10 protein-coding genes, 1 tRNA gene and 3 pseudogenes are annotated in these 13,942 nt (G+C 38.8%); 7 read left to right on the top strand and 7 right to left on the bottom strand.

Translation table 11 applies throughout. The features are described 5' to 3' along the window. The first annotated feature begins 50 nt into the window (after positions 1 to 50). Entirely contained in the window at positions 51 to 800 is a 750-nt protein-coding gene (locus PH4a_RS06580; protein WP_129038692.1) for an SDR family oxidoreductase, read from the top strand. Between the two features lie 103 nt (positions 801 to 903). Here PH4a_RS06580 and rsmJ read toward each other — a convergent pair whose 3' ends face one another. Both rsmJ and prlC read right to left on the bottom strand, forming a co-directional pair. Then, a complete protein-coding gene (gene rsmJ / locus PH4a_RS06575; RefSeq protein WP_129038690.1) occupies positions 904 to 1,650 on the bottom strand; it encodes a 16S rRNA (guanine(1516)-N(2))-methyltransferase RsmJ in 747 nt (248 codons plus the stop codon). 3 nt (positions 1,651 to 1,653) lie between these two features. Further along, the gene (gene prlC / locus PH4a_RS06570; RefSeq protein WP_129038687.1) at positions 1,654 to 3,696 is read right to left on the bottom strand and encodes an oligopeptidase A; all 2,043 of its coding nucleotides are present in this window, start codon (positions 3,694 to 3,696) and stop codon (positions 1,654 to 1,656) included. A gap of 240 nt (positions 3,697 to 3,936) precedes the next feature. Between prlC and PH4a_RS06565 the strand changes: the two genes are divergently transcribed. The 4 genes and pseudogenes from PH4a_RS06565 to rhuM all read left to right on the top strand — a co-directional run. Beyond that, a tRNA-Sec gene (locus PH4a_RS06565) sits at positions 3,937 to 4,031 on the top strand. A 163-nt stretch (positions 4,032 to 4,194) separates the two neighbouring features. Then, positions 4,195 to 4,333 (top strand): annotated as a pseudogene (locus PH4a_RS18165) (Arm DNA-binding domain-containing protein); the annotation flags it as partial. Then, a pseudogene (locus PH4a_RS18160) lies at positions 4,334 to 4,510 on the top strand (DUF932 domain-containing protein); the annotation flags it as partial. A 166-nt stretch (positions 4,511 to 4,676) separates the two neighbouring features. Then, positions 4,677 to 5,030: pseudogene (gene rhuM, locus PH4a_RS06555) on the top strand (RhuM family protein); the annotation flags it as partial. 140 nt (positions 5,031 to 5,170) lie between these two features. On the opposite strand, the gene PH4a_RS06550 reads toward rhuM, so the two are convergent. The 4 genes from PH4a_RS06550 to PH4a_RS06535 form a co-directional block, all read right to left on the bottom strand. Next, positions 5,171 to 5,533: a YibL family ribosome-associated protein gene (locus tag PH4a_RS06550; RefSeq protein ID WP_129038685.1), complete on the bottom strand. Its 363-nt coding sequence runs from the start codon at positions 5,531 to 5,533 to the stop codon at positions 5,171 to 5,173. A 455-nt stretch (positions 5,534 to 5,988) separates the two neighbouring features. Continuing rightward, positions 5,989 to 7,536, bottom strand: a complete 1,548-nt coding sequence (gene gadC / locus PH4a_RS06545) for a glutamate/gamma-aminobutyrate antiporter (protein ID WP_129038683.1) — start codon at positions 7,534 to 7,536, stop codon at positions 5,989 to 5,991. 100 nt (positions 7,537 to 7,636) lie between these two features. Beyond that, entirely contained in the window at positions 7,637 to 9,037 is a 1,401-nt protein-coding gene (gad, locus tag PH4a_RS06540; protein WP_129038680.1) for a glutamate decarboxylase, read from the bottom strand. 911 nt (positions 9,038 to 9,948) lie between these two features. After that, positions 9,949 to 10,857 (bottom strand): LysR family transcriptional regulator, encoded by a 909-nt coding sequence (locus PH4a_RS06535; RefSeq protein WP_129038678.1) that lies wholly within the window; start codon positions 10,855 to 10,857, stop codon positions 9,949 to 9,951. Positions 10,858 to 10,968: 111 nt separating this feature from the next. Here PH4a_RS06535 and PH4a_RS06530 point away from each other — a divergent pair, with 111 nt between their 5' ends. Together PH4a_RS06530 and PH4a_RS06525 are read left to right on the top strand one after the other, a co-directional pair. Further along, positions 10,969 to 12,174 carry an MFS transporter gene (locus tag PH4a_RS06530; protein WP_129038676.1) on the top strand — a complete coding sequence of 402 codons (1,206 nt, stop codon included), beginning with the start codon at positions 10,969 to 10,971 and terminating at the stop codon, positions 12,172 to 12,174. A gap of 79 nt (positions 12,175 to 12,253) precedes the next feature. Further along, positions 12,254 to 13,360 (top strand): alpha/beta hydrolase, encoded by a 1,107-nt coding sequence (locus PH4a_RS06525; protein ID WP_129038674.1) that lies wholly within the window; start codon positions 12,254 to 12,256, stop codon positions 13,358 to 13,360. Positions 13,361 to 13,550: 190 nt separating this feature from the next. Here PH4a_RS06525 and yajD read toward each other — a convergent pair whose 3' ends face one another. Beyond that, on the bottom strand, positions 13,551 to 13,898 hold the full coding sequence (gene yajD / locus PH4a_RS06520; RefSeq protein WP_064718287.1) for an HNH nuclease YajD: 348 nt from the start codon (positions 13,896 to 13,898) through the stop codon (positions 13,551 to 13,553). Between the last annotated feature and the right edge of the window lie 44 nt (positions 13,899 to 13,942).

Raw genomic sequence — 13,942 nt, 5'->3', positions numbered from 1 at the left:
TTAAAAGAGTGGCTCTTTAATTGAGTATTCATTTTATAGCAGGAGGATGTATGGCAACTCAGATTGATTTTACACTCCAAAACAAAGTCGCGGTGATCACGGGGGGTGGTGCTGGTATAGGGCTTTCAATGGCTCAAATGTTTATTGAGAAAGGCGCTAAAGTCGCATTATTAGATAGATCAGAACAGGTCGAGCAAATCGCTCAGCGGTTAAATAATGCGGTGGGTATTCAGTGCGATGTTTCAAATGATGAGTCTGTAAAAAGAGCTATACATTCGGTGATTGAAGAGTTTGATCGTATTGATATTTTGGTAAATTGTGCAGGTATTGTGGCATTAGCACCCGCAGAATCACTTTCCCTTGATGATTGGAATAAAACCTTGTCTGTCAATTTAACAGGTACATTTTTATTATGCCAAGAAGTCGGTCGACATATGTTGCAAAGGGGACAAGGTAAAATTATTAATTTAGCTTCTCAAGCAGGGGTTATCGCATTGCCTGAACATATTGCTTATTGTGCCAGTAAAGCGGCAATTATTAATATGACAAAAGTTATGGCATTAGAATGGGCGCCAAAAGGATTACAAATCAATGCAATATCGCCAACTATTGTGATGACCGATTTAGGAAAGAAAGCGTGGGAAGGTGAAAAGGGAGAAAACATGAAGGCTCAAATTCCTGCAAGACGTTTTGCAGAGCCTGAAGAAATAGCGGCCGCTGCTGTGTTCTTAGCGAGTAACGCTTCAGATATGATAAATGGCCATAATCTTGTCATTGATGGTGGATATACCATTCAATAAGCTGAAAAATTAGTATTACAAAAAATTAAAAACTAGTAGCAAAGAGGGGCTAAATGCCCCTCAACTATTTTGTTATTACGAATAAATTGTTATTACGAATAAATTAAATGCAGGGATAAATATCAAAACGATGATTTTTGGTTGTTACACTAGCATGTGAAGGCTGATTGTTTAACGGCTCAGCATAATCAGGACGCTTTACGACTACTCGTTTTTTCGCCAAATTCATTGCTGGTGTCAGTAATGCATTTGCATCTTCATCTGCACCCACTAAAGATTGAAATACGCGCATCTCTTTTTTAACTAATGCACTTTTAGTTTTATGAGGATACATAGGGTCTAAATAAACCACATCGGGTGGGGGGGTTATTTCCGTTAGTGCTTGGATTGATGAAGCATGGATTAACTTCATGCGCTCTTGCATCCACTCACCAATATCCGCATCTGCATAAGCGCGTGTTAAACCATTTTCAAGCAATGCAGCAACAACAGGATGACGCTCGACCATTCTTACGTTACAGCCAATAGAAGCAAGTACAAAGGCATCTCGACCTAATCCGGCTGTTGCATCCACAACATCGGGTAAATAATCTTTTTTAATACCGATAGCTTTTGCAACAGCTTCGCCACGGCCACCACCAAATTTACGACGATGCGCCATAGTGCCACCAACAAAATCAACGTAAATACCCCCTAATTTAGGCTCATCTTGCTTACGTAGCTCAAGGTGAGTTGGCGTTAAAACTAACGCCATTACTTGAGTATCGTCGTGAACCAATCCCCAACGCGTGGCTAAATCAGATAAGGCGCTGTTATCAGCGCCTTCTTCACAAACTAAACAGATATTCACAGATTACCCTTTAATACCATAGCCTTTGAGCATTGCATCAAGCTTAGGCTCACGACCACGGAAGCGTTTAAATAGTTCCATTGGTTCTTCTGAACCACCACGCGTTAAAATGTTATCAAGGAATGATTGGCCTGTTTCGCGGTTAAAAATACCTTCTTCAGAGAAACGAGAGAATGCATCCGCAGCTAAAACATCCGCCCATAAGTAGCTGTAATAGCCCGCAGCATAACCGCCTGCAAAGATATGACTAAAGGCATGAGGGAAACGTGCCCACGGTGCAGAAGGTACCACAGAGACTTTCTCTTTCACGCTATTTAAAATTTCCATAATACGAGCCCCCTTTTCTGGTGAGTACTCAGCGTGTAAACGGAAATCAAATAGACCAAATTCTAATTGGCGTAACACAAACATTGCGGATTGATAATTTTTTGCTGTTAACATATTTTCTAACATTGCTTGTGGCAGAGGTTCACCAGTTTCGTAATGTCCAGAAATAAAGGTTAATGCTTCAGGCTCCCAGCACCAGTTTTCCATAAATTGGCTTGGCAATTCGACTGCATCCCAAGGCACACCATTAATACCTGCAACATCAGCGGTATCAATTTGCGTTAGCATATGATGTAAGCCATGACCGAATTCATGGAATAGCGTTGTGACTTCATTATGAGTGAAGAGTGCAGGCTTATCGCCTACAGGTTTATTGAAATTGCAGGTGAGATAAGCAACTGGGTTTTGTAGTGAGCCATCAGCATGACGCATTCTGCCAATACAATCATCCATCCATGCACCGCCACGCTTATGTTCACGGGCATATAAATCGAGATAGAAACTGCCGCGTAGGGTATTGCTCTCATCATAAAGCTCAAAGAAACGCACATCATCATGCCATGTGTCGATATCTTTGCGTTCTTTAGCGGTTAAACCATAAATACGATGAACTACTTCAAATAATCCACTGAGCGCACGTTGTTCAGGAAAATAAGGACGTAATTGTTCATCATCGATGGAAAATAGATGTTGTTTTTGTTTTTCACTGTAATAAGCCAGATCCCAAGGTTCTAACTTATCAACACCATAGTGTTCTTTGGCAAATTGCGTTAATTCAGCGAGCTCTGCTTCACCTTGAGAATGAGCGCGTTGTGCTAAATCGGTTAAGAAATTAAGGACTTGCTCTGGTGATTGTGCCATTTTAGTTGCTAGTGATTTTTCAGCGTAGTTTTTAAAACCTAACAACTGTGCTAATTCATGACGTAACGCTAAGATTTCAGCCATAATCTCACTGTTATCCCACTGACCTGCGTTAGGGCCTTGATCAGAGGCTCGCGTGCTATAAGCGATGCTCATCTCTTTTCTAAGTTCGCGGTTATCAGCGTAAGTCATTACAGGCAGATAACTAGGCATATCAAGTGTTAATAAATAGCCCTCTTGTTCTTTAGACTCTGCAATAGCTTTGGCTGCATCAATAGCACTTTGTGGCATCCCTGCTAAGTCATTTACATCGGTAATTAATTTAGACCAACCCATTGTTGCATCTAACACATTATTACCAAATTTTGCGCCAAGCTCTGACATACGCGCACTAATTTCACCAAAACGTTGTTGTTTTTCTTTTGGTAAGCCAATACCAGATAGCTCAAAATCGCGTAGTGCGTTTTCTATGGCTTTTTTCTGTGGTTGGGTGAGGTGATTAAAATCAGCACTTTCTTTTATTGATTTATAGGCTTGATATAACCCTTCGTGTTGACCCATCCAAGTACTAAATTCAGAGAGTAATGGTAAACTTTGTTCATAAGCTTCGCGCAATTCAGTACAGTTTTTTACTGAATTTAAATGACTAACAGGAGACCATGCTCGGGCAAGTTTATCGCCCGCTTCAGCTAAAGGCTGGCAAAGGTTATCCCAGCTAAATTGAGTATTGTCAGCGAGTAATTTCTCAACAGTTGCGCGATAGGTTGCTAAAATTTCTTTCAGTGCAGGTACAACGTGTTCTGGTTTTATTTGGGAGAATGCAGGTAATCCCGTTGTGCTAACTAATGGATTTGACATAAAAACATCCTGTTAATTGGGTTGTAGTGATATGAAACACACCACTAATGTTTATTCGTTATAGATAGTAAGATGAGGATGAAACAGTATAAGTTCAATAGTATCGCGGTCATTATCAGCAGTTTTACTCAAAAATGGGATTATTTTCTTTGAAAGAGGTTTTATTGATTTAGGATACTTGGGAATATAAATGATTCAGCGTATAATCAGCTCGTTATTTCCTAATAATACTCCTAAAAAGGAAGATCATCGTCCCCGGTGGGGCGGCTGGACTTCAAATCCAGATGGGGCCGCCAGCGGTCCTTGGCAGGTTCGACTCCTGTGATCTTCCGCCACTCAAGTTCAATACACCTCCACAAATTTCAATTAATTCCTTATAATATCAGCTATTAAGCCACGTTCAACTCAACTGATGTCAACCAAAGTCAACCTACATCAATAGGTTTTTGGAGACACATTCAGGGGCACTAAAAATTCTCCCAAAATGAGGTGCCCCCAATGACACTAACAGCCCGTCAAGTTGAGACTGCAAAGCCTAAAGAGAAGTCATATAAATTCATTGATGGCGGTGATTTATATCTTGGTTACAGCTAAAGGCTCACGCTACTGGAGAATGAAGTATCGCTTTGGTAAAGAGCATCAATGCTTACAGGAGAATTTAATCAAGGGAGGATTATCTGGTCGGAGCGCTAAAGGTAAGTGGGCTCGCACTCGTTCAGTGAATGGCATCGATGGTGATATTAAATTGAATAAAGCACTGTGGGTGATGACAGAAAAAATGCATGAGTGTTTTTCTGGCAGAGAGAGAATATAAAAATGGGAGCACATTGTTTTTACATAAAATAATGTGCTTGATATCTATTCATTGATGGCCTTATTTTTTTGTTAAATATGCTATATTGTTGTTCATAGTTTATGCATAACGTATAGAGAGTGGAGGCAATTTCATAGTTTATGTATAACGGATAGAGTGGAGGCCATTTGATGAGATGCTCGAACGCATCCGTAATATTCGCGCCAGTTAGCGGCGGGTGTATTTACGGGTGAAAGAAATATTCATTATGACAACGGCAGAGCTTATTGCCAGTCGCGCAGATGCCAGTCAGCCTTAATCAACTATAAATCGGACGAAGTGCGTAAAACGGATGTTACGATTGCGAAGAATTATCTACGTGAAAATGAGCTCAAAGAATTAAACCGTATCGTCAATATGTGGCTCGACTTTGCTGCGCCATAAGCTGGTTTTTTCACAGGATTGGGATATAAAACTAGATCAGTTTTTAAGTTTCAATGACCGTGAAGCATTGCAAGGTGCTGGTGGGATTAGTAAGAAAAATCACTATTTTTAACTTTAACTAAATTGTTAAAGCCAGCTTTATGCTGTGAGTTAAACGGTTCATAACAACGAAAAGTATATTAAGAACCTTCTAGTATTAGTGGGTCATTACAGATTTTAGTTGGGTTGATTTTATAACTAGAAATCAGTCTTAGAAAAACCAGTCATATCATCCAGCCCCATTTCGCGGCCTAATGCCGTCATTGGGTGGACAATTATCAAGCCTCGCACTGCTTTCTTCAGCTTGCCAATATCAGCTTGTTCTTTCTTAGTAATAGGGCGTTTAAATGGCATATTTACTAATTTCTGCGCTTCTTTGCTTAGTTTATTGTTACGTACCGCCTTCAGACGAACGATTTCAGTTTCTAGCGTCGCTTTTTCTTTCTCAAGTTCTGTGTACTTTTCCGCTTCGTTCGTCAGTTGCATATTTGCCATCTGGTGACGAATACTATCTAAACGGTCGCTAAGAAGTTTAATTTGTGCTTTTTCGATTTCTTTCATTATTAATTAACCGTGAATAACTTTCTTGTCAGCGAGTATACACCATTGTGCGTAAGAGAGCGAAAAGGGATACTTATTGATAGCTATTTACCAATTTAATCTGGCTGTTAGACTGACTATCAAAATACTTCTATTTCGTTATTTTCTAACCATCATCCCATTCAAAAAACAATCTAGGGGCATTTATTCCTCTATGACATCCTTTTGCGTATGTTAAATACTCGCAAATAGATTGAGCCATAATATCTGTCGGATAATGAAGCTATTTGAAGGCTTTTCGGATTAAAAGCATGATAAGAGCACAGAGTAAAATCGAGAACTTAGCTGTTTTTGTTTTAATGCAATAAAACCCTTATTTTTACTCATCTTATTAGGAGAAAATCCTCACTAAAAAGCGAGGATTTTGTCAGCTGTCGAAATAACAGCAACCAACAGGTTGCTGTTATTAGTATTAATTATTCACTATCTTTATTGCTCTTATCATCATGTACTAAATGATAAGTCGAACGTGCACGAGGGTGAATAAAAAAGTGGTTGGTTGGCGCATTGTGCGTTTTGATGTGTACCATCACAACGCCGGTTTTCTTACCTTGTTTGTTATGAAGCGCATAAACAATAAACGGCAGTAAGAAAATAACCACAAAACTTACTACAAGCAGTGTTACATAAGTATTATCGCTAGTTCCACCTGGTAATGAACTTGGTGGGAAGAATGAAACGATAAATGCCAATATAGAGACAATCAACCCGACTAATGCGACGATAACTTTAAATGTTTTACCACCCGGAATACTGAATGCCCGTTTTTTCTCTGGCTGTTTACGCACTAAATGTATATAGCCAAGGAATAGCATAAAGTAACTGCATAGGTATATAACGACGGTCAGTGCTAAAGCGATTAGGAAGGACATATTACCGCCGCCCCCTGTATTCGTTAGCACAATAATGGCAACCGTTGTAATCAATAACTGGCAGATAACCAGTGTGACTGGTACACCATTTTTATTCACTTTAGCAAAGCTTTGCGGCAAAATTCCTTTTTGAGCAGCAACATACATACCGCGTGATGGCCCTACTATCCACGAAGCTATCTCTGCAAGCACTCCCAGTAGCAGTAATGCAGCAATAATTCTTACAGCCCATTCAAGAGTTGAATTAAAATGAGTGACTAATACATTAAAGGTTTGAACTACACCCGCAGAAAGGTTTATCTCACTGTTTGGGATCACCGCAGCAACAGACAGCCCACCTATTGAACTTAAACAAATTGCGGCTATCATGAGTAAAAACATCGCGATAGGGTAATCTCTACCAGGGTTTTTCATTTCATTGACATGAGTGGCAGAAGCTTCTACCCCCATGTAGCTTAAGATAAAGGCAACAAAAACGACTAGCGTACCGATTTTAGTGAAATCAGGGAAAAAGGTGTCAGCACTGATTTCGATAGCTAAAGGAGCGCCATTAATTAAATAACTGATAGCTAAAAATACTAAAATGAGTGCGGGTAATAATATACCTGCGAAGAAGCCGGCTTTAGCAATGGTTGCGGTGTATTTTGTCCCACCAAATTGGGTAAATGCTAGTACCCACAAAATAACCAGTGCCCCAATAGTTTTGGTTATTGGGTCGGTGTTGAGTTCAGGCCAATTGAGGATATAAGACAGTGCACCCAATACAAAATACAGCATTGGAATAAAGCCTATCGCAATTTGTAGATAACCAAATGAAATTGCCGCAAAGCCCCAACGCTCGCCAAGGGTATTTGAAACCCAAGCAAATACCCCTCCTTCTTCCCAACCTTCAACTGTGGCCATTTCAGCTGCACACAAGGCAACAGGAATAAACCACAACAATCCACCTAATAATAAGAAGAAAACTAAGCTAAAACCTGACGTTGCAAATGTCGGGTATTCGTAGACTGCCATCACCATTGAGGCAGTAATAGCAAAAAAGCCTAATAATGTCAGCTGTTTTGCGGCTGGAGCTGTCGTTGTTGTTGCCATACGAGTTCTCCTAAAATCCATAAATAATCTGCTTTACTGCACAGATCCCAATAAAAGCCAAAGAACCTTGAGTTCTTTGGCTTCATAGCGACAAAACAAATTAACTATGATTAAAGCCGCCACCTTCTTCTTCGGTTAACGGTTTATTGACGGGGTGTTTATCAAAGTACTCAAGAGTACGTTTGAAATCTTCAATTAATAATGCGGCCAAGTCTAAGCTCACACCGTGGCGCACTAAAATACGTTGGACAACCAGATCTTCTCGGTTAGCAGGCATTGAATAAGCAGGAACTTGCCATCCACGGCTGCGTAGTTTGTCTGCGATGTCATATAGGGAATAATTACTGGTGGCTGCCCCTTTTTTCAGTTTCCAAGCCAGAGCAGGGATCCCTTTTTGGCTATCACCATCAAAAATCATTTCGAATGGGCCGAGTTTTTCTATTTCACGAGCAAGATATTGTGCGGTTGCGTAACAGGCGTTATGAATTTTGGCATATCCCTCACGGCCTAGTCTTAAGAAGTTATAATACTGTGCGATGATTTGACCACCAGGGCGAGAGAAGTTGAGTGCGAACGTTGGCATGTTGCCGCCTAAATAATTCACATTGAAAATGAGTTCTTCTGGTAAGTCTTTTGCTTCACGCCAAATTACCCAGCCAGCACCCAGCGGTGCTAATCCAAATTTATGGCCAGAGGAGTTAATCGATTTTACGCGAGGTAAACGAAAATCCCATTCTAATTCTGGAGCACAAAACGGCGCTAAGAAACCACCACTCGCACCATCGACATGGATAGGAATATCAAGTCCAGTCTCTTTTTGTAGCTTATCTAATGCATCATGAACAGCTTTAACCGGTTCATATTGGCAAGTAAATGTAACGCCTAAGGTCGGTACAACGCCGATAGTATTTTCATCGACACGTTTGAGGACTTCTTCTGGGTTCATGATGAGACGATCACCTTCAAGTGGGATCTCTCTGAGTTCTACATCAAAGTAACGTGCAAATTTGTGCCAGCATACTTGAACAGGACCGCAGATCATATTTGGCTTATCTGTTGATTTACCTTGAGCTGCGCGTTTTTTACGCCACTGCCACTTAAGTGCTAATCCACCTAGCATCGCGGCTTCGGATGAACCAATGGTTGAACAGCCTAATGTGTTAGCGGCATCTGGCGAGTGCCAAAGATCTGCTAACATATGGACGCAACGGTTCTCAATTTCAGCAGTTTGAGGGTATTCATCTTTATCTATCATATTTTTATCGATAGATAAGTCCATCAGGCTTCGAATTTCATCATCTACCCATGTTTGACAGAACGTCGCTAAATTTTGACGCGAGTTTCCATCTAACATTAATTCATCACGTACTGCACTAAATACATTACGTGGATCTTGTTCTTTTAATGGAAATTTATTTTTCGGCAATGATTTCGATAATTCTAATGACGCGTAAACATCATCCATTCCACTGTGTTTTGGATTTAATGAATTATTACTCATATTTTAACTTCCTCAATAACTATGTGGCAATTAAGTGGTATTAATATTGAGATCAATATTAAATATACGCCTATTTTGTAAAATTACCAAAGTCATAGCCTAAAAAGATTTAATTTAATGAATGAAGTCTTAATTAGAGCATTATTAGGGTAATAACAGTGTGATGTAAGATAAAATGATATATTTTATATTAGCGCTTAAATAACACGTGAAAAGTTTATTTAATTTTATCTTTCTGGTTTTATTGTTTTGATTACTCTGTTGTTGATGATTTAAATCAGCGTTTTATTTTTATAATCAATTGATAAAATTAAGTATTTTATTATTTTTAGCTATCTTTATTAATATTAACACGCTGATTCTTATCATATTTAAAATCGAGTTAAATTATTAATAGACAAATATGGTATTCTAAATAAGATGTATTCAGACGAAATTTTGAAGTTTAACCTTGGCAATATGGCTGAAAATAAACGGATATTTATATTATAAAACGAGTAAATGTATAAACTCATGGTTTAAGTATCAAATCACTTTTTCTATATTATTCAGGTGTAAGTTATGTATAAATATACAACTAATACTCATAACCATACGAAACAATTACTATGAAAAGTAAAATCTTTAATAAAGTTTAATTAATGTTAAATAATCTCGCGAGTTCTCATCTTTTCTTGTATTAGGCCATCGTTTCATTTTAAATTTTAATAAGATGCTATGGTATTAATTAGGCGATAGCTCATTTCGAGAGTATCAAGAACTTCGCGTTCACATTTAGCCATATCTGCTATTTTGAAAGACGCAAAGCATAAACGCAGTATTTCAATCCGATTGTTTAATTTGATTGGTATATAAATTTAATTCATCAATATTAATAAGATATATAAAGTTTTTTGTATCAGTTTTTAACACTATTGGCGATGATCCTTTAACCGATACCTTATTGCCTCTACAAAAGCCATAAAAGCAGGTGAAGACTGACGACGGTTTGGATAATACAGATGAAAACCTTCAAAGTAAGGACTATAGTCGGTTAATACCGATAGCAGCTCACCTTTGGCAATATAAGGTTCTGCTAAATGTTCCGGAATATATGCTATTCCCATACCATCAAGCGCTGCATTTAACTGATGTAGTGTGCTATTGAAAACTAATTGCCCATCTACCTTTATACTTGTTGTATGACCCTCTTGTTTAAATTCCCACGCATAAATAGCACCCGCCGCACGATGACGAATATTGATACATTTATGTTCAGACAAATCGGTAGGAATAAGAGGCTTAGAATATTGTTTAAAATAAGCTGGGGAAGCTACTGCAACTAAACGCCAATCGGGCCCAATACGTACCGCTATCATGTCTTTATTTATATCATCACCAATTCGTATTCCCGCATCGAAGCGTTCTTCAACAATATTTGTAAAACCATAATCTACATATATTTCTAACGTGATATCAGGATATCTTTGTAAAAAATCATTCAATATTGGGCGGATATAAATTTCAATTTGGTCATCTGTACAACTTAAACGAATAGTTCCACGAGGATTATCCCTTAACTCACCTAACGCATTAAGTTCAGTTTCAATTTGTTCAAATAATGGGCTGATAGCGTTCATCAGTTGTGCGCCGGCCTCTGTCACAGAGACATTCCGGGTTGTTCTTGCGAGAAGCCGAATACCTAAACGCTCTTCTAAAAGTCGTATTGTATGGCTTAAGGCCGAGGGTGTTACACCAAGTCTTGCTGCCGCTTTTGTAAAACTTTGCTCTTGAGCAACGATAAGAAAAGCATGCAAGTCATTCATTTTACTTTTAGTCATTAGTGAATTTTTCTCACAAGTTTATAAAGATTATACCTACTAATTAAATTATCACCTGTATGTCATGATGATGTCCATTAAATATCCTAGTCAGAAAGGCAAATAGAACAGATGGATAATGCAATTTTTCAACAGCAAAAATCCCCTGAAAGGGCGAATTGGAGCGCAGTCTTCGCCATGACGCTATGTGTTTTTGTATTAATAGCTTCAGAATTTATGCCTGTTAGTTTGTTGACACCTTTAGCGATTGATTTTCAGGTGACTGAAGGGATGGCGGGACAAGGGATTACAATATCAGGGGTATTTGCTGTCATAACAAGCTTATTTATTTCCGTGCTTACACGTAATTTAAATCGCAAAGCTTTGTTACTAGGGCTTGCGCTCTTGATGGGAATGTCAGGGGCAATGATTGGTTTAGCACCCAATTATTATATTTATATGCTTGGTCGTGCACTAATCGGTGTTGTCGTTGGTGGTTTTTGGTCTATGTCTGCTGCGATAGCCATGCGCTTAGTTCCGATAGAACAAGTTCCTAAAGCACTTGCTATTTTTAATAGTGGTAATGCGTTAGCAATGGTTATTGCTGCACCATTAGGGGCTTATTTAGGCGCAGTAATTGGCTGGAGAGGCGCTTTTCTTTGCCTAATACCTATCGCGATAGTAACAATTTTCTGGCTATGGATCAGTTTACCTACAATGCCAACTGATTTAGCTGGTCATCAAAATACCTCACCGGTTTTTAGCATTTTTAGCTTGTTTAAAAACCGTGTTGTGACATTGGGTATGCTTGCTATTGGGCTATTTTTTATGGGGCAATTTACTCTATTTACGTATGTACGCCCTTTTCTCGAAACCGTGGTAAAAGTCGATATTTCGATGGTGACATTTATTTTGTTACTGATTGGTATTGCCGGATTTATCGGAACACTGTTTATTAATCGCTTATTAAAAACAGGTTTTTATCAGACATTAATCGCTATTCCATTATTAATGGCCAGCATTGGCGCATTGTTAATTTTCTTTAGTTATTCCATTTTTATTGTCATCGTATTACTGAGTTTTTGGGGTTTTATTGCAACCGCAGCACCTGTTGGCTGGTGGAGTTGGGTACCTCGAGTATTTTCAAATAATGCAGAAGCAGGAGGTGGGCTGATGGTTGCTGTGATCCAACTTTCCATTGCCTGTGGCGCGTCGATGGGAGGCATATTATTTGATGCCGGAGGCTATGAGAGTGCTTTTGTTGTCAGTGCATTATTGCTTGTTGTGGCAGCAATACTTGTCCCCTGGGCGGATCCGCTGAGGAAAAATAACCTATGAACTGAATATCTACAATTTAAATCACTAAAAAAACGGTAATTGAACCTACTCAAGAAAATAAATAGAAGAGGGTGCACATATGAACAATGAACGTCGACATTTATTAAAATTAACGGGTGCGAGTCTTGCTGTTGCAAGTATGGCGTCAATAATGGCATCTCCAACATTAGCGCAATCAGATATAGCTGTTAGTAATCAATGGGATAAAACCTTTGTGAAAAATAAAAAAGTTGAACATAAAAAGGTCATGTTCAAAAATCGCTATGGTTTAGTTTTAGTAGGGGATTTATATCAACCGAAAAATATTAACGGTTCATTAGCTGCGATAGTATTAAGTGGTCCGTTTGGTGCTGTAAAAGAGCAGTCCTCGGGGTTATATGCGCAAACATTAGCAGCGCGTGGTTTTATTACGCTAGCGTTTGATCCTTCTTTTACTGGAGAAAGTGGTGGTGAGCCTCGAAATGTTGCTTCTGCGGATATCAATACGGAAGATTTTAGTGCCGCTGTCGATTTTTTAGGCCTACAGCCAAATGTTGATCGCGACCGTATCGGTGTATTAGCTATCTGTGGATTAAGTGGTATGGCTTTAACTGCCGCAAGTAGTGATTCGCGCATTAAAGCGATTGCGACGGCATCAATGTACGATATGTCTCGCAGTATCAGTCGTGGATATCAAGATAGTTACACTCTTGAAGAACGACATAAAGTTATTGATTATCTTAGTCAGCAGCGTTGGAAAGATGCAAAAAATGGATACTATGCTTTGGGCTATCATGAGGTACCATTCGATAACAATAATCATATTATTGAAGGACAACGTGTTTTACCCGAAGTCTTGCCAGAGAATGCACCACCTGTATTAGCGGCATTTTTTGATTATTACCGCACGCCTAGAGGCTTCCATCCTCGTTCAATTAATTCGACAACAGCATGGACAGCAACAACACCCATGTCTTTCTTCAATTTCCCAATGTATGCCAATATTGCAATGATATCGCCAAGACCGATTTTACTGATTGCTGGGGAAAATGCACATTCTCGTTATTATTCTGAAGATGTATATAAAGTGGCATCAGCGCCTAAAGAGCTATTGATTATCCCAAATACTGATCATGTTGATTTATACGATAATTTAAACAAAATTCCGTTTGATAAACTCACTACATTTTTTCAACAGAATTTATAAGTTTTGAGGTAGTTTACTCAAACATTGAGTTTGAGCAGAAAGGATGAATTTTCTCTTGTATCAAACCGTCATTCCACCTCATCGTTTCACCCAAAAAACCAGAGGCATATAAAGGCACTGATGTTTATCCAACTTGATAAGCTGATTAATATCAATGCCATTACCCATTAAAGACGGCTTTTATAGTTGATTATTTCTTCTTATTAATCATCGACTTTAAATCAGCAAAAGGATTATAGGTTGCTGCATCAATATCTTTTTGTGCATCCTCTCCTGCAATTACTGTGGTGCCGTATTGGTCTGCTTGAGTATATTTAGAGTGCTCGTGATCATGACAAAATAGGCATAGCAACTCCCAGTTACTACCATCTTCAGGGTTATTAGTATGGTCATGATCAATATGATGAACGGTTAATTCGCGCAGGTTTGAATATACAAATTCTCGTGCACAGTGTCCACATACCCACGGATAGATTTTTAATGCTTTCTCACGATAGCCGCTTTCTAGTCGCGCGTAGTTTTTGGGGATCAGAGCCATTGCTATTATTACCTGTTATAGAGAGAGTTTTACGATAGTGTTTT

This window comes from Proteus hauseri (assembly GCF_004116975.1).
In the GTDB taxonomy this organism is placed as follows: domain Bacteria; phylum Pseudomonadota; class Gammaproteobacteria; order Enterobacterales; family Enterobacteriaceae; genus Proteus; species Proteus hauseri.
This window is presented reverse-complemented; position numbering and strand designations above follow the sequence as displayed.